The sequence below is a fragment of the Planococcus circulans genome, from assembly GCF_020023385.1.
Taxonomy (GTDB): domain Bacteria; phylum Bacillota; class Bacilli; order Bacillales_A; family Planococcaceae; genus Planococcus.
In genome coordinates, this window is the sequence record NZ_JAIQCL010000003.1 from 230,099 (window position 1) to 245,163 (window position 15,065).

The 15,065-nt window shown below is 44.6% G+C and carries 18 protein-coding genes, 1 pseudogene and 1 riboswitch; of the genes and pseudogenes, 13 read left to right on the forward strand and 6 right to left on the reverse strand.

The features are described from left to right. The first annotated feature begins 3 nt into the window (after positions 1-3). The 4 genes from K8U60_RS07475 (at position 4) to K8U60_RS07490 (ending at position 2,689) form a co-directional block, all read left to right on the forward strand. Positions 4-819 (forward strand): PfkB family carbohydrate kinase, encoded by an 816-nt coding sequence (locus K8U60_RS07475; protein ID WP_223636562.1) that lies wholly within the window; start codon positions 4-6, stop codon positions 817-819. 79 nt (positions 820-898) lie between these two features. Continuing rightward, the gene (locus tag K8U60_RS07480; protein ID WP_223636565.1) at positions 899-1,639 is read left to right on the forward strand and encodes a GntR family transcriptional regulator; all 741 of its coding nucleotides are present in this window, start codon (positions 899-901) and stop codon (positions 1,637-1,639) included. A 399-nt stretch (positions 1,640-2,038) separates the two neighbouring features. Continuing rightward, the gene (locus K8U60_RS07485) at positions 2,039-2,254 is read left to right on the forward strand and encodes a DUF6366 family protein (protein WP_223636567.1); all 216 of its coding nucleotides are present in this window, start codon (positions 2,039-2,041) and stop codon (positions 2,252-2,254) included. Positions 2,255-2,281: 27 nt separating this feature from the next. Beyond that, entirely contained in the window at positions 2,282-2,689 is a 408-nt protein-coding gene (locus tag K8U60_RS07490) for a DUF4181 domain-containing protein (protein WP_223636569.1), read from the forward strand. Positions 2,690-2,777: 88 nt separating this feature from the next. Here K8U60_RS07490 and K8U60_RS07495 read toward each other — a convergent pair whose 3' ends face one another. Next, positions 2,778-4,187: a DHA2 family efflux MFS transporter permease subunit gene (locus K8U60_RS07495; protein ID WP_223636571.1), complete on the reverse strand. Its 1,410-nt coding sequence runs from the start codon at positions 4,185-4,187 to the stop codon at positions 2,778-2,780. Positions 4,188-4,683: 496 nt separating this feature from the next. Between K8U60_RS07495 and K8U60_RS07500 the strand changes: the two genes are divergently transcribed. The 3 genes from K8U60_RS07500 to K8U60_RS07510 all read left to right on the forward strand — a co-directional run bounded on the left by K8U60_RS07500 (position 4,684) and on the right by K8U60_RS07510 (position 6,030). Beyond that, entirely contained in the window at positions 4,684-5,145 is a 462-nt protein-coding gene (locus tag K8U60_RS07500; RefSeq protein ID WP_223636573.1) for a hypothetical protein, read from the forward strand. Between the two features lie 455 nt (positions 5,146-5,600). Then, the gene (locus tag K8U60_RS07505) at positions 5,601-5,816 is read left to right on the forward strand and encodes a hypothetical protein (protein WP_223636576.1); all 216 of its coding nucleotides are present in this window, start codon (positions 5,601-5,603) and stop codon (positions 5,814-5,816) included. A 40-nt stretch (positions 5,817-5,856) separates the two neighbouring features. Then, a complete protein-coding gene (locus tag K8U60_RS07510; RefSeq protein ID WP_223636579.1) occupies positions 5,857-6,030 on the forward strand; it encodes a Fe3+ hydroxamate ABC transporter substrate-binding protein in 174 nt (57 codons plus the stop codon). 66 nt (positions 6,031-6,096) lie between these two features. On the opposite strand, the gene K8U60_RS07515 is transcribed toward K8U60_RS07510, so the two are convergent. Continuing rightward, on the reverse strand, positions 6,097-6,243 hold the full coding sequence (locus K8U60_RS07515; RefSeq protein ID WP_223636582.1) for a lipoprotein: 147 nt from the start codon (positions 6,241-6,243) through the stop codon (positions 6,097-6,099). A gap of 237 nt (positions 6,244-6,480) precedes the next feature. Between K8U60_RS07515 and K8U60_RS07520 the strand changes: the two genes are divergently transcribed. Together K8U60_RS07520 and K8U60_RS07525 are read left to right on the forward strand one after the other, a co-directional pair. Then, positions 6,481-6,774, forward strand: a complete 294-nt coding sequence (locus K8U60_RS07520; RefSeq protein WP_223636585.1) for a hypothetical protein — start codon at positions 6,481-6,483, stop codon at positions 6,772-6,774. A gap of 96 nt (positions 6,775-6,870) precedes the next feature. Then, positions 6,871-7,437, forward strand: a complete 567-nt coding sequence (locus K8U60_RS07525; RefSeq protein ID WP_223636829.1) for a DUF3885 domain-containing protein — start codon at positions 6,871-6,873, stop codon at positions 7,435-7,437. A gap of 91 nt (positions 7,438-7,528) precedes the next feature. On the opposite strand, the gene K8U60_RS07530 is transcribed toward K8U60_RS07525, so the two are convergent. Further along, positions 7,529-7,678 carry a hypothetical protein gene (locus K8U60_RS07530; protein WP_223636588.1) on the reverse strand — a complete coding sequence of 50 codons (150 nt, stop codon included), beginning with the start codon at positions 7,676-7,678 and terminating at the stop codon, positions 7,529-7,531. Positions 7,679-7,846: 168 nt separating this feature from the next. On the opposite strand from K8U60_RS07530, the pseudogene ccsB reads away from it, so the two are divergent. Further along, positions 7,847-9,043: pseudogene (ccsB, locus tag K8U60_RS07535) on the forward strand (c-type cytochrome biogenesis protein CcsB). Positions 9,044-9,177: 134 nt separating this feature from the next. Here the strand turns inward: ccsB and K8U60_RS07540 are convergent. Further along, the gene (locus K8U60_RS07540) at positions 9,178-10,665 is read right to left on the reverse strand and encodes a potassium/proton antiporter (RefSeq protein WP_223636591.1); all 1,488 of its coding nucleotides are present in this window, start codon (positions 10,663-10,665) and stop codon (positions 9,178-9,180) included. A 305-nt stretch (positions 10,666-10,970) separates the two neighbouring features. Beyond that, positions 10,971-11,145, forward strand: a riboswitch (cobalamin riboswitch). A gap of 86 nt (positions 11,146-11,231) precedes the next feature. Between K8U60_RS07540 and cobT the strand changes: the two genes are divergently transcribed. Both cobT and bluB read left to right on the forward strand, forming a co-directional pair. Further along, positions 11,232-12,281 carry a nicotinate-nucleotide--dimethylbenzimidazole phosphoribosyltransferase gene (gene cobT / locus K8U60_RS07545; protein ID WP_223636594.1) on the forward strand — a complete coding sequence of 350 codons (1,050 nt, stop codon included), beginning with the start codon at positions 11,232-11,234 and terminating at the stop codon, positions 12,279-12,281. A gap of 69 nt (positions 12,282-12,350) precedes the next feature. Further along, on the forward strand, positions 12,351-12,992 hold the full coding sequence (gene bluB / locus K8U60_RS07550; RefSeq protein WP_223636597.1) for a 5,6-dimethylbenzimidazole synthase: 642 nt from the start codon (positions 12,351-12,353) through the stop codon (positions 12,990-12,992). A 78-nt stretch (positions 12,993-13,070) separates the two neighbouring features. Here the strand turns inward: bluB and K8U60_RS07555 are convergent, their stop codons facing one another. Continuing rightward, on the reverse strand, positions 13,071-13,379 hold the full coding sequence (locus K8U60_RS07555; RefSeq protein WP_223636600.1) for a monooxygenase: 309 nt from the start codon (positions 13,377-13,379) through the stop codon (positions 13,071-13,073). 12 nt (positions 13,380-13,391) lie between these two features. Continuing rightward, positions 13,392-14,318: a DsbA family protein gene (locus K8U60_RS07560; protein WP_223636603.1), complete on the reverse strand. Its 927-nt coding sequence runs from the start codon at positions 14,316-14,318 to the stop codon at positions 13,392-13,394. Between the two features lie 169 nt (positions 14,319-14,487). On the opposite strand from K8U60_RS07560, the gene K8U60_RS07565 reads away from it, so the two are divergent. After that, positions 14,488-15,048, forward strand: coding sequence for a TetR/AcrR family transcriptional regulator (locus K8U60_RS07565; RefSeq protein WP_223636606.1), 561 nt, complete (start codon positions 14,488-14,490; stop codon positions 15,046-15,048). Positions 15,049-15,065: the final 17 nt, after the last annotated feature.

The following is a 15,065-nucleotide window of genomic DNA, read 5'->3' on the forward strand; positions in this document are numbered from 1 at the left end:
GGAATGAAGTTGATTGCGGTTGGAGATAATGTGGTGGATTGCTATTTGGATCAAGATAAATATTACCCGGGAGGAAACTGTGTCAATGTCGCTGTCAATGCCCGGAAAAATGGCGCAGAAAAAGCCGCTTATATCGGCATCTTCGCAACCGATGACAAAGCGCAGCATATTAAATACGCTTTGCAGGAGGAAGAAATCGACTTTGGATTGTCGCGTACAGCGGAAGGCATCAGCGGCCAGCCGCGTGTAGCATTAACTGAAGATGGCGACAGAGTATTTGTAAGCGGGGCGAAAAACACAGTACAACGCATGTTGAAAATACAGCTGATCGAAGAAGATTTGGATTTCATCACTGAATTTGATGTTTGCCACGTCAGTTGTTATTCTTCCATGGAAAGTGAATTGGAAAAGTTGGCAAAAGTGATCGACATTTCCTATGACTTCTCCAATCATCTGGAATTGGACTATATTGAAAAGGTCGCGCCCTTTATCAAATACGCTTTTTTCTCAGCAGCGGATTTGTCGGAAGAAGAGCTGAACTGGTTTATCCAAAGGCTGAAAGGCTTTGATTTTGAAGCAGCTGCCCTGACAAGAGGCAGCGAGCCTGCTTTGTTTATCAGCAAAAATACCGTGTTTGAACAGAAACTGCGGGAAATTTCTGTTGTTGACACAATGGGAGCAGGTGATAGTTTAATCGGCGGATTTTTGGTGAATTATATAAACGGAGTAACGATGGAAGAGGCTATCGAAAAGGCAACAAAGTCAGCAGAAGTTACATGCGGGTTTTACGGTGGTTTTGGATACCCGAAGGAATTCTAAAAAATTGTTTTCGAACTGCTCCTCATGTACAGTTAAATGACAGGAAGATTTTAATTTTGAGTATAGGGGGAGTCTGGATATGAACCAAAACAGCGTCGATTTGGATAGTCCCATCTTATTATATGAGCAGATAAAAGCAGGCATCAAGGAATTGATCAAAACTAATAATCTAAAGCCGGGAGATAAGATTCCGAACGAGTCTGAGCTGTGCGGAATCTTTGATGTGAGCCGCATCACGATACGCAGGGCGATCAAAGAACTGAGCGAAGAAGGGGTCATTGAAGTGATTCGCGGCAAAGGTACATTCGTTCGTGCGTCCAAAAAAGACTTGCATTTATTGAACCTGAAAGGCTTTACCGAAGGTTTGTCGACCGAGGAAAACAATATTGAAAAAGAGATTCTGCACAAACGGATCATCACTGACGATGGAGAAATTGCAAAAGCTTTTTTACATGAACAAAATGAATTTGTGGAACTTGTGCGTCTCGTAAAAGATGCAGAAGGACCGTTCAGCGTGGATTACGCTTATCTGCCGCTGAACATCTACCCTGGTATTCAGGACCTGCTGGACGACAGCGTCTCCACTTTCGCCTTGATTCGGGAAACCTATAAAGTCCCCTTCACAAAAGTAAAAAAAGAAATTGAATATGTCCATCCGCCGACAGAACTTTGCAAATATCTGGGCATCAATAAAACCTCTTCCGTTATCCTCGTGAAGAAACTCATTTACGGACCGGATGGGACACCTGTCCATTACTCTAAGTACTACATGGTCGGTGAACGGGTGAAATTCTATATAGAAGCGGATTATACAGAATAACCGGGTCCTTTAAACTGACCTTCATTATTTAAGTAATTTTAAAAGAAAAGACATAGTCTGTATGATGATGAGATGACTCGGTGGAGGTCATCTTATTTAGCTTTTATATAAAATCAATGATGAATGAATTAAAACGGTACGACAAAGCACTGCAGAAAGCTTTCTGTGGTGCTTTTGCCATTCCTCTAATAGGCCTTGTTCCTTTGTTTCAATGCATAACAGGATTCTACAATTGCAATCGACAATAGTAAACTTATATTTTGATATCTCCCGGTCTTAGTTTTAGGGTTATTTCCATTTGTATTCCTTTGTTGAATAAAAAAGAGTGAAATCCCGAAAATATGTCATAATAGAGTGAGTCATTAATTGAATTATCAGTAAATCGAGGAGGGAAGCCAAGTGGAATCGAGGAAAACGGCAAAAGAAAGCAGAGAGCGCTTAAGACGAAAGGAGCACAAGCGCAATCCGGGAGGTTCCTTGCGTGATGGCTTCGATCGTGGCGCCGGAAACGGCAATGTACCGGACATTGCGGGTGACATGGGCTGGAAAGGCATGCTCTTATTGATCCTTATCTTGTTTTTGGGCTATGTCCTTTATCAATTCTTCTTCAGTTAAAAAGAGAATATTCAAGGAGGAAATGGTATGGTTTGGCTGAAAATCGGCTTGTCTCTGGTAATTCTATTCGCTGTAATGGCAGTAGTGAAATTTACTTTGAGGAAGCTCTTCAAGATTGAAAAAGAAAAAACGGAATGGTTTTCTTATAATCATATCAACAAAACCCATAAAAAAGTAGATTGGGTTGTTCGAATGCTGTCGTCGATTGTGCTGATTTTCATTTCGTACTTGGTCATCTTCAAAGAGTATTCCATCATCCTTTACATTATTCCAGTTGTGCTGCTCCTGGTAATAGACTATGTGGTAAGGGCATTTTTTGAGTGGAAATACTCGGATCACCCGAAGCAGGCGATCTTGACGATCGGGGAGATGGTGGTGTTTGCAACGGCACTGGCTTTGACCATTCAGTATGATTTGCTGAATCTGGGCTATTGAAAGATTGTTCTACAGCGGAAGACGTTGCTGCGAATACAATAAAATCTAAAAACACACCAGCCCTGTTAACGGACTGGTGTGTTTTACTTTATTCAGCTACAGTACGGTTGTTTCTGATGAACAAGGAACCGATCAACCCAATGGCCGCAGCCGTTAATACTGCATAAAACGCGGTATGGGTGCCGGATGCCAAAAACTCTGCAGGATTGGCGGCTCCGAATTCAGCAATATAGCTGTTTTGCCCGGCTGTGAACAAGGTGATGGCAATCGCCGTACCGGCAGCCCCTGCAACCTGTGTCAGGGTATTCATAGCGGCCGAACCGTCTGCGTACAGTTTCGCCGGCAGCTGATTCATCGCATGGGTCTGTGCAGGCATGATGGTCATCGAAATCCCTAAGAACAGCACACAAAGAGCGGCGATGACTTGCCAAACCGGTGTCGTGGACGAAAGGATCACAAGGAAGACGATGGCTCCCACTGTGATGAAGGAAAACCCGAGACGTGTAAAGATGCGGGCGCCCACCCGGTCAAAATTGGAACCGACAATCGGTGCCATGATGATATTCAATAGATTGGCTGGGAACATCAATAAGCCGGCGGCAATCGATGTATAAGCCAGGACACTCTTCAAGTAGATGGGAATCAGGATCGCCACGGACAGAATGACGAAAAGGGTAAGGAACATCAGCAAGGTGCCGAGTGCGAACATCGGGTACTTGAACACACGCAGGTCGACCATCGGCTGCGGCATCTTCAACTGACGGATGATGAACAGTCCCAATGCGGCTGCACCAACTACGAGCGGAGCCCATACATTCGGCTCTGTGAACGGCGTTTCGGCCAATGTCGATAAGGAGTAGATGATGCCCCCGAAAGCGATGGTGGAAAGCAGCAACGAGCCGATATCAATTTGGGGCTTGGATATATCCGAGACGTTTTCCATGCTCAAGGCGCCGATCATCAGCACGAGATTCAAGACGACCATGACCCAGAAGATATAATGCCAGCTGCTGGCACTGATGATCAATCCGCTGAATGTTGGACCTAACGCCGGACCCGCTGTAATGACCAGGCCGACAATCCCCATCACCGATCCGCGTTTTTGGATCGGGAAAATCAGCAGGACCACACTGAACATGAGCGGCAGGAAAATTCCTGTGCCGACAGCTTGGACTAAGCGGCCGATCAGCAGTACAGAGAAACTTGGCGAAAGTGCCGCAAGCATGGCACCCAGGGAAGAAATGAGCAATGCCGCGACCACCAATTGCCGGGTTGAAAACCAACGGACCAGATAGGCGGATAAGGGAACCAAAATAGCTAGCACCAGTAAATAGCCTGTCGTCAGCCATTGCGCTTTGCCGGCGCTGATGGCGAAGTCTTCCATAATATTGGTCAACGCCATATTCAATGCCGTTTCCCCAAATAACCCGATAAACGAGCCAAGCATCAGAATAGCTGCCATCGTTTTCGGTTTTTTTACTTGTACATGAGATTTCATAAATCGATTTCCTTCTATCTATATGTAATTTTGACTTGCCGGCTTTCTCCAAAAGCCGTTGAGTCACTTTGCAACTATACAAAAACTCTTCTAAGAACTCAATACTATTCAAGCGATATTTGGAATGATTATGGAAATTCGGACACAATTTCTTCCAAAAAGAGCCTGCAAATGAGAGGTCTGAAATGATTTGGAACAACTAAATAAAAATAAAAACGCTTCTATCCAGTGTGCATGGCGCGAGAGTGATTTGGCATTTGCAAGAAACCCTTGCTGCCGTAAGGGCTAGAACCCGATTTTGAAATGTGCTACCAAAAATCATTAAAATTCAATAGTTTATTTGGCCATATATTAAATATAAAAACCTTCCGTAATGGCATTTGCAAGAAAGTATTACGTCGTTAAACCTTTATCAGCATATAAATGCGGAAACAAAAAACTATTTATGGATATTTTTAGTATAATTTTTTAATGGGGAAATGAAAGGAAGATACCGATGAAATACCTGATAAACGAAGACCACTGGGATTTGGATGGTTACGAAGAGCAAAAAGAAAAGCTTTTAGACAGGTTTAATCAAGAGACAGCAACTTTCTTAAAGAATAATTCATTTCATGACGGCAAGGTCGTATCGATCAATATATTGAATCAGGAGAACGAAGAGGTGAAAGATCCGACGGCTATAAAAATGGTGATCGAGCACTATAGCGGAGGAACTTATGAAATTCAATGGACGCATGTCCGAAAGTTCTTCATGGACTATGACATCACCCGAAATGTATTCGAAGACGCTCCGCATAAAATCGTGTTTGGCGGCAGGCGGGGTCTTGATGAATGGGGCTATGATGAACTTCTTCCATTAAGCAAAAAGAAACTCCAGCATGAGATTCTTTTGTTTTCCCGGACGACTATTGTAATCCATTGCTCAAACGTGAAAATCAGAAAAATTAAAGCATAAGTGCAACTTCATCCTAACTAATCCGTAGTTAAGAGAAGGGGGTTTTCATCTTGGCGCTTTTTGCTCATACGACGACACGGTATGTACTTTGGTCTTTTATTATTTTCTTATTGCATTTAACCGGCTCACTCACTATTTTCACATTGCTGATCATTTCTCTTCTATTAGTTTGGAGCAACTATTTTTTCGAGAAGGCTGGAAAAGAAAAAGAACTTGAAAATAAACTGTTTGAGTGGCTGTGGCTTCCGATTTTAGTCGGAACGGTAGCTTTCGTTTTATATCATTACGTTTTTTAGAAGACTACATAGAACCATCTGGAGAAGCTGGAATAGGAGCGGATGGAAGGAGGATGCAATTTGCTTAATATAGGAGACATAATTTATACTTTACTGTTTTTTATAGCGGTAGTTTTCATTTTTTCATTAGTGAAAAAGAAAATGTCGAGGTGATGGAGCTTGGATAAGAAAATTTTAAAATCCTTATTGCTGATTTTGGGGATTTCTTCGGCTCTTGTGTGCATCGGAATCAGTATTTATATGTATAAGAATCCATTAGCTGCAAACGGCCAGTTTTTAACACAGATACCCTTTGTGCTGATTATAACTACACTTGTTTCAAGCATCGCGTTCAATCGGTTAAGAAAAAACGATAGCAAAATCCACTTGAAGTAAATGAAGTGATTTTCCAGAACAGACACAGGAGGCGATGACAATGTTCAATGAAGAGCCGAAATGTTCCATATGCAACAAGGAAATCGAAGGAAACGAAGTCGTATTCATCAAGATGCGCTATCCGAAACGAAAAGGCTTTACTGAAGTGAAAGCTTATTTGAAGAACGAAGGACAGTTTATCTGTGAAGACTGTTTCGAAAAAGATAAGTCTTAAGATTCTTGGCGAGTAAAATGTCATGCGTCATGAAAAAGCAGAGAGGGAAATGTCCCTCTCTGCTTCCTATTCTTCGTCTTCTTCTTTGCCATCCTTGTTGTCTTTGAGGTCGATTGTGAATCCGTCTTCTTGATCCGGATCTGCATCCTGCACTTCAAATGAACAGCCGGCCAATAATAATGCCGCTAAAGCTAGTAAAAACAACTTCCTCATGGTGAACCCCTCCCATCCTCTACTCTTTCCGAAATCGTGTTGACTTGTTATACGTGTGATTTCGCGAAAGGTTTCCAAATTTTGGAGGTAATTCTCTTTTGTTTTTAGGGATCAAATCTCTATAGAAGAACCATTCATATAAGGAGAAGGATTAGGGTATGTGGAATAGAGAAGCTGAAATTCGATAAGTTTGTTGGGATTGGGCTTAACTAACCCAAAGACAAAAGGAGGAATAGTATGTGGGGGAAACTGAAGGTCATTTCTTCGTTTGCTATTTTGATCGGGGTGGTTGTCCTGCTCGCGGAAGTGGATGAGACATTTAATCTTTACAATGCGCCTTATCTATTGATTGCCGGTGGGATGATCGGTCTGATTTTTTCATTGATTGGCAGTAATAAGGAAAGCAGCTTTTTATGCCGGGTCGGTCTGCATAAATACAAACGAGGTAACCGGGACAACGAAGTGCCCGCCATGTATGTGTACACATGCGAAAGATGCCACAAGCAGAAGAGGGCAGCTTCGGTTGTTTAATGAAAAGAATGAGGTGGACAAGTGGAATTTATCGACTTTATGAAAAAGAACTTTCCGGATTTAGAACTCAATCCTCCTTTATTTTATAACTAGAACATCGGTATTCGCTTCGAGTTAGGAGTGGATTATAGGCGGGATGATTGTTCTCAGAACAGTCCTTATCTTAAAGGCGTTTACCGAAGGGCCATTACGCTGTTCGATTCCTTGCATCTTCCAGAGGACGAAATTTTTGTGGTAGTAAACGTAAATGATTTTGGGGATAACAGAAGCTTGAGACGCAAATTGAATATCTTCTCCAGGTATATAAGACATCAATCTGTTTTGAACAAATTAGAACATATGACGCTTCCTTATATCATCCCGGAGGACGATGAAGATGGGAATTACAAGACCCATAGGTTTGTCCTGAAGTGCAAAGTATCGGATCTCAGATATATGCCTTTACTGAAAGCCATCTGTAATAATGACATGGGATACGAGCCGGCTATCTATCATGATGTTTTCTTCATCAGCCTTAAACAGAAAACCATTTTCCATGTGTATGATGACAGAGGCTGTGATCTGGTGGCGGCTTCTCCGGAAGACATACGCCATATGTACAAAACGCACAATGCCTGGATATTGGATTACGACAGAGATGAGATAGACCAGGTGTTTAAGTAGGTATTAGTTGTTGGGCTTATATTATTTTTAAATTAATCTATTTTGAAATGGGACTCGGTTCAAATCTACGGGTTTTCTTTTATACTTTTCCTTAGGTTAAAAGAGGGACAAGTATCCATTCAATGCTCCACTTGAGGATGTACATAAAAACAGTCACTACCACTGCTCCAGCCAGGAAGTAACAGACCCATCTCAAAATATCTGTAATAGCGCCGATCAAATCCTTCATAAAACTTATCATAGCTTATGCCTCCATAATTTTAATGGAATGAATATTTTCGTCCTTCTGCTTATGCAATCCGCAGAAGCAAGATGACACAAAAAGGACTAGGATTTTACTTAGTAAATAATGGTATTATTGGAATAATAGTTTCAATAATACCATTATTCTTTTAAAAGGAGTATACCTATGTCTGTAGAATCCCTAATTTCGTTAAGCAGTTCGGCATTATTTTTTTCTTTCATCATTTTATTGATTGCCATTATTCCATTCGGAGTTGCAGTAAAATCCCGTAAGCAAGTTGCGGCGAAAATTGCTTTGATCATGACCGTTATCGGTTTTTTGGCGTAGCTGAGCTATTTCATCCTTCGCTGGACAGCTTCCGGCCATGCACCCGTCAGCAATCTCAATGAATTTCTGACGTTCTTCGGCATCATGCTGATCGGCAGCTTTCTGGTGTTTTACTACCTTTACCGCCAGCCGGTCGTCGGCTTGTTTTTGCTTCCGATTGCCATTCTGATCATCGCCTATGCCAGCATGTTCGCCAATGAAGTGTCGCCGCTGATTCCGGCGCTTCAAAGCCATTGGCTTACAATCCATGTTATGACAGTCGCCACTGCCAGTGCAGTATTGTCGGTATCGTTTGTCACAGGGCTGATTTATTTACTGAAGCACGTGGATACCACTCGAAAAGGAAAAAGTTCGTTCTTTTTGGAGCTGGTCCTGTATTTCCTGGTGGTCGTTGTCGGTTTTATCCTTGTAACATCCGCTTTCCGGATTACCGATTACAGCGCAAGCTACCAATTCGAAAATCAGCAAAGTGAAATCCAGGTTTATGACTACACTATGCCGGCCATGGTCGTGCCGATTGATGCAAAGCCCGTCACTGGAAAGGCTGGAAGCTACGAACCGGCAAATCATTATGGCGGCCTGCTGGAAATTCCGAACAGCATCGAAGCGGCAAAACTCAACTCGGTTCTCTGGTCTTTCCTGATCGGTTCTGTCTTGTATGGACTGATTCGTCTGATCACGCGGAAGAAAATCGCGCAGCTGCTGCAGCCGTTCACCAACAAAGTCAATTTGACGCTGATGGATGAAATCTCTTACCGTTCAGTGGTCATCGGTTTCCCATTATTTGCGCTTGGCGGCTTGTTCTTTGCCATGATTTGGGCGCAGATTGCCTGGAGCCGTTTCTGGGGCTGGGATCCGAAAGAAGTATGGGCTTTAATTACGTTTCTTTTTTATGCAGCCTTCCTCCATCTGCGGATTGGTCGTGAGTGGACTGGAGAGAAAACTGCCTGGCTGGCAATTATCGGCTTCGGTACGATTATTTTCAATCAAATTTTCGTCAATTTGGTCATTGCGGGTCTGCACTCCTACGCATGAGCGATTCGCAGGGACGAGAAGCCTTTCGACAAAACAGCAAAAACCTCCCAATCCGATGAAGGTTGGGAGGTTTTTGCGTCAAAAGATTTATGGGATTGAAAACATAATCCCTGCCATCCCTTTCCTGATGGCCATTAGTTGTTATCGGAAATTCCATTTTCCCCTAATGTCTTTTTGAGCTCTTTTTTCCTGTTTTTAGACACCAGGATATACAGGACATCGTTTGTTTGGATGGTCGTTTCACCATAAGGAGTGACCAGTTCTTCATCACGGATGATGGCGTTGATCAGAACCTCCGGAGGAAAATCAATCTCCGCCAGGCTTTTTCCTAAAATCGGCGTTTCCTCGCTGACGGTATATTCCACGATTTCGGCATTCGCTTTGCCGATGGATACAAGCTCGAGTGTGTGGATCGGCGCCACTTTCTTCGGACCTGTGAGCCCCAGCTTCTCGGCAAAAGGAGAAATAGTGGCGCCTTGGATAAGGGCTGAAGTGAGGACGACGAAAAAGACAACATTAAAGAATAGCTGGGCATTTTCCAATCCCGCAATCATGGGGAATGTTGCCAGCACGATTGGGACAGCCCCTCTAAGTCCGGCCCAGGAAATGAGCGTTTTTTCCTGCCAGGAATAATCAAATCCAAGTGTGGAAACAAACACGGCAAGAGGGCGTGCCACCAGGATCAGGATGAATGACAACAGGAAGCCATTTATGATGATTTCAAACGTGAAGAGCTGACTCGGAAAGACCAGTAAGCCAAGAATCACGAACATCAGCAACTGCATCATCCAGGCGAAACCTTCATTGAAGTGAAAGATGGTATGGCGGAAAGTCAGATCGCTGTTGCCGATGACCAGGGCAGCTACATATACCGCGAGTAGTCCGCTGCCGTTCAAATTGGCAGCCACGCTGTAGGTCAAGATGGCGAATCCCATGGCAAGGATGGGATAAAGTCCGCCTGAATCCAGGTTGATTTTGTTGATTGCCCAAGAAGCGAAGCGGCCCAATAAAAGTCCGAACAAGAGGCCAAGGCCCATTTGCAGGAAAAATACACCGACGATACTCAAGATGCCCTGCTCGTCCGACACAATCAATTGGATAAGCGCTAAAGTCAGGAACATGGCCATCGGGTCATTCGTACCGGATTCGGCTTCCAACGTCGCCGCCAGCCGATTTTTGATATTTTGGCCTTTTAGGGCAGCGAAAACTGCGGCTGCATCTGTGGAACCGACGATGGCGCCGAAAAGAAGCCCTTCCAGCCATGTCACGTCCAAAATAAAGGTTGCGGCAATTGCCACTATGAACGTGGTGATCAAAACGCCGACAGTCGCCAGAACCAGTGACGGAAACACTACAGGTTTAATGGTCGTCCATTTCGTTGAAAGTCCACCTTCAAAAAGAATGACCACTAAAGCGAAAATACCGATGAATTGGGCATAAGAGGGGTTATCGAAATAGAGGAGTCCAAATCCGTCACTGCCGGCAAGCATGCCGATGGCGATGAAGAGAATAAGGGCCGGAACGCCAAAACGTGAAGAGAATTTCGTCGTAAAGACACCGATGATAAAAAACAATGCCAGTACAAACATCAAATAATCCGGTGTGATAATGTCATTCATCATAGTATTGTGACCTACCTCCTTGAAAAGCTCAGTGTATATTTATTTTATCTTTTTTTCCTGTTGATTCAAAGGCTGACGCCGGAACCTGATTTGTATATGCAATAAGCTACTGATATCCAAAAAGAAGTGGCAGCTGCTTTAAGGGGAGAGTGAACTGAACCCTGAATGGCAGACATTTTAAACGATGTCCCCATTCGGAGTTCTTTTTCTTTGTTTACAAAGTCCAGCTCCTATTGCTGTTCTAAAACTTCCTTTTTGGAGCTTGACTGCCCAAGATTATCCAGTGTAAGCTTGATGAAAGATAAATATAATATCAGTAAGAGGTGCCCTTCGGGGAGAATAGGGAATGAAGTGAAAATCTTCAGCGGTCCCGCCACTGTAACGGGGAGTTTTATGGAAATAGCCACTGGACTTTTGTCTGGGAAGGCCTGTGAAATGACGATCCGGAGCCAGGAGACCTGCCTGCTTACTTTCTGCTTATAGACCATGGAAAAGTCTTTAGTTTATTTGTTCGCGCAAATAAACTGAAGGCTTTTTCTTTTTAGTATAGAAGGGAGAAGAAAAAGATGGATTTATTGAAGCAAACGATTGGACGTATTGAGGGCTTGGATCTGGAAATGATGGACATGGCACAGAGTCGGGTGGACAGTCTCATCAAGCCGCCGCATAGTCTGGGAAGACTGGAAGACCTGGCTGTACAACTGGCGGGAATATATGGAGAACTGTATCCTGTGGTGGATCAAAAGGCGATTGTGGTGATGGCTGCCGATCATGGCGTGTACGAGGAAGGGGTTTCTTCGAACCCACAAGAGGTGACGTTTGCACAGACGATGTTCATCGCAAAAGGCATAACCGGAGTCGGTGTATTGGCGAAGCCGACCGGTGCGAAAATCGTCACCGTGGATATCGGGGTAAAAGGGGACTTTCCAAGTGATGCCGGAGTGATTGACCGGAAGATTAAGCAAGGCGCAGGCAATATCGCGACAGGGCCTGCAATGACCATAGAAGAAGCAATCGGGTCGCTCGAAGTGGGAATAGAAATTGCTGAAGCCGAAATCAGAGGAGGCGCCCGCATCCTGGGAACCGGCGAAATGGGCATCGGCAATACGACACCGAGCACGGCGATTCTGTCTGTTCTGGGGGACATTCCACCTGAGGAGATTACCGGCAACGGGGCAGGGGTCGGCAATGGCGGAATTTCACATAAAGTGAGGGTCATCAAGACGGCGATTGAGGTCAACAATCCGGATAAGCGCGATGCGATTGATGTCCTTGCCAAAATCGGCGGCCTGGAAATCGGAGGAATGGCAGGTGTCATGATCGGTGCGGCAGCCAACCGTGTGCCGGTTGTGCTGGACGGCTATATTTCCACGATTGCGGCGCTGCTCGCTGTTGCGATTGAGCCGAAAGTGAAAGATTACTTGATCCCTTCACATGCAAGTGCCGAACCGGGCGGCAAAAGAGCCAGTGAACTGCTGGGCATCAGACCGCTGCTGCACATGGATATGTGTTTGGGTGAAGGATCGGGCGCCGCTTTAGCATTCCCGCTCGTAGAAGCAGCCTGTAACATGATGAGAGAGATGGCCACCTTTTCTGAAGTGGGCCTTGAAATTTGATGTAACGGAACCATAGGATATTCATTCCAGTGACAACAAGTGATGACGAGATGCTGAAAGGATGAATCGATGTTTACGAGAGAAGAAAAAGAAGGCGTATATAAAGCGATTTACAATAGAAGAGATATTCGAACCTTTTTGCCGACAGCCATTCCGGAGGAGCTGATCGCCAATATCCTGGATGCGGCTCACCATGCGCCGTCTGTAGGGTTTATGCAGCCATGGAACTTCATCTTAGTGTCTTCGCCCGAAACAAAAGAAAAATTGGCTTGGGCCGCAGACAAGGAGCGGCGGGCACTGGCCATCCATTATGAAGGGGAGAAGGAAAACAAATTCCTTGATCTGAAAGTTGAAGGGTTGAAACAAGCGCCGGTGACGATTTGTGTGACATGTGATCCTACACGCGGCGGCTCACATGTCCTGGGACGCAATTCCATCCCCGAAACAGATGCGTTATCAACTGCCTGCGCCATTCAAAATATGTGGTTGGTTGCCTGTGCAGAAGGATTGGCGATGGGATGGGTAAGCTTCTACAAGAAAAATGATGTCCGGGATATTCTGGACATCCCGCCGCATATCGACCCGATCGCCTTACTTTCGCTTGGCTATACCGAAGATTATCCCGACGAGCCAATTCTGGAAACAGCGGGATGGGAAAAAAGGCGTTCGTTGGAAAACCTGGTTTTCGAAGATAAATGGAATGGAAAATAGAGTTTCTAAATGAAAAGGGCAGGAGACGCGATTGGATCAATCAGCGTCTCCTGCCCTTTTTAATTTGGTGTGGTTCTTTTACTGCTTGACCGGACCTTTATTGATTTCCGTCAATGCAGAATTGACTTCGAAAATCTTTGCATGTACCGGTGATATGCCAAAGCCCGCTAACCGTTCAGTGTGCATCTTCACATATTTTTCCGCCGCGCCTTTTGTCTCGAAAAGGTAAATTCCGCCGGCTTCTTTGGTTTCCGGGCTTTCGGTCCAGATTTTCCAGATAAAGCCCTTTTCATTGTTGATGCTTGTTGCCAGTTCGGAAAATGCCTTAGCCATCTCGTCTCCGAAAGGGCCATTCATCTCAAAATCCACTTGTAGGATATACGCCATCTTGTTTCCTCCTCATTTTTTAATCAATGTGAAATAGGCTTCGCCTAAAATTTCATTTGCTTGATAATAACCTGGTGAAAGTTCCTTTTCAATAAACGAGTTCACTTCTGTCAGCTCCACATCGTACATGACTTCGATTTCCTTGGAAAAAAGCAATTGTTCTTTTTCCAACAACTGCGAAAGCGCGGGTTGAGGCTTTGCTTGCAGTTCGTCCTGATTCAGCACTTGCTTCAAGCCATCCACATAGGATTCGAATGGGCGGCCGCCGACAAGTTTTATGCCTTTGTTTTCTTCATTGACCATAATGATGGATGGAAAGCCTCTGGCACCCAGACTTCTGGCGAGAGCGAAGTCCTCGTTCAACGCTTGTTGTCCGGCTGGCAGGTCGGCTTGTTTGACGATGGCTTCACCGTCGAGTCCCATGTTGTTGACGATCTCGATCATAACAGACGGTTCTGAAATGTTTTGGTTGAATGCGAAGAGCGCTTCTCTTGCACGGCGCAGGTATTCATTGGCTCTGGTGTCGTTGTGGTTTTCCTGAATCACTTTAAAGACTCGTGAAGGGGGATAAGACGACTGTACCGGATTGTCGATCATCAATGTCCCGTCGATCGGCATTCTTGAATGATCGCCGACTTCTCTCCAATGACCGGCGACGTCGGCTGGCTTGTAAATGCCGTTTGCCGGATCGATGGGGCCGTCATGCCATTTTTCCAGCAACCCGCCCATTACGGTCTGGAAGTTGAAATGCTCACCATATTGCTCTGTGAAACGGCGAAGCACCGGTTCAATAGCCCAGCAATGGGAGCAGATTGGGTCTGTTACATAATAAAGCGTAACCGATTTCTTGGGTTTATTGAAATCAATCAGCCCTGTTTCCTCTTCTTCCGCAACTCCACATATGCCTGTTTCGATATCACACATCATCTTGTTTTTCATTCTAGTTCCTCCTCTTTTTAAACTGGCTCTGGCTGAGCGTTTTTGGGTAGCTTATTTGCTTTACAATTCGATCTTAAGCCATAATGAAAACAATCAACACCAATAGTTCCGGGGATGTGTCGCTTATGCAACACATTCAGGAGATTGTCGGAAAAGGAGTGACGGCGAAATGGCAGAAACAAAGACGGATCCCCGTGTGATCCGGACCCGCAAATTGATCATGGATTCCTTCATCGCACTTTCGGAAGGAAAAGAATTTAAGGACATTACGGTAAAAGACATAACGGCTGAAGCCATGATTAACCGGGCGACGTTCTACTACCATTTCGAAGATATCTACGATCTGTTGGAGAAGGCCTTATCGGAAGTTTTATTGATTAATTTGGATGTGGAAAATTACCGGAACGACGAACTCACGGAAGAAACATTCGCTAAAATCTTCGAAGCGGTCACCAGTTTTCAGAAGTCCCTGTCCAACCGGTGCCACCGGGGATATGAAGATACCATCGCGCGGATCATAAGGGAACAGCTCGAAGTCCTGTTCCATAACATATTGGTGCGGACAAATGGGGATAAGGAAGAGAGAGCCCTTAAAACAGTGGCTGTTATGCTGAGCTGGGGAATCTACGGAGCGTCAGTGGAATGGACTAGAAATAGCCAAGTCTCTCCGGAGGAATACATTAAAGCAGCTGTCCCTTATATCGAGCATGGCATTCATTTTAATAAATAAGGGAACCGGAAATAAGG

Bases quoted from the DNA above. Each gene is read 5' to 3' on its own strand.
- K8U60_RS07475 (WP_223636562.1), top strand. From the start codon at position 4: ATGAAGTTGATTGCGGTTGGAGATAATGTGGTGGATTGCTATTTGGAT.
- K8U60_RS07480 (WP_223636565.1), top strand. From the start codon at position 899: ATGAACCAAAACAGCGTCGATTTGGATAGTCCCATCTTATTATATGAG.
- K8U60_RS07490 (WP_223636569.1), top strand. From the start codon at position 2,282: ATGGTTTGGCTGAAAATCGGCTTGTCTCTGGTAATTCTATTCGCTGTA.
- K8U60_RS07495 (WP_223636571.1), bottom strand. From the start codon at position 4,187: ATGAAATCTCATGTACAAGTAAAAAAACCGAAAACGATGGCAGCTATT.
- K8U60_RS07500 (WP_223636573.1), top strand. From the start codon at position 4,684: ATGAAATACCTGATAAACGAAGACCACTGGGATTTGGATGGTTACGAA.
- K8U60_RS07510 (WP_223636579.1), top strand. From the start codon at position 5,857: ATGTTCAATGAAGAGCCGAAATGTTCCATATGCAACAAGGAAATCGAA.
- K8U60_RS07515 (WP_223636582.1), bottom strand. From the start codon at position 6,243: ATGAGGAAGTTGTTTTTACTAGCTTTAGCGGCATTATTATTGGCCGGC.
- K8U60_RS07520 (WP_223636585.1), top strand. From the start codon at position 6,481: ATGTGGGGGAAACTGAAGGTCATTTCTTCGTTTGCTATTTTGATCGGG.
- K8U60_RS07530 (WP_223636588.1), bottom strand. From the start codon at position 7,678: ATGATAAGTTTTATGAAGGATTTGATCGGCGCTATTACAGATATTTTG.
- K8U60_RS07540 (WP_223636591.1), bottom strand. From the start codon at position 10,665: ATGATGAATGACATTATCACACCGGATTATTTGATGTTTGTACTGGCA.
- cobT (WP_223636594.1), top strand. From the start codon at position 11,232: ATGGATTTATTGAAGCAAACGATTGGACGTATTGAGGGCTTGGATCTG.
- bluB (WP_223636597.1), top strand. From the start codon at position 12,351: ATGTTTACGAGAGAAGAAAAAGAAGGCGTATATAAAGCGATTTACAAT.
- K8U60_RS07555 (WP_223636600.1), bottom strand. From the start codon at position 13,379: ATGGCGTATATCCTACAAGTGGATTTTGAGATGAATGGCCCTTTCGGA.
- K8U60_RS07560 (WP_223636603.1), bottom strand. From the start codon at position 14,318: ATGAAAAACAAGATGATGTGTGATATCGAAACAGGCATATGTGGAGTT.
- K8U60_RS07565 (WP_223636606.1), top strand. From the start codon at position 14,488: ATGGCAGAAACAAAGACGGATCCCCGTGTGATCCGGACCCGCAAATTG.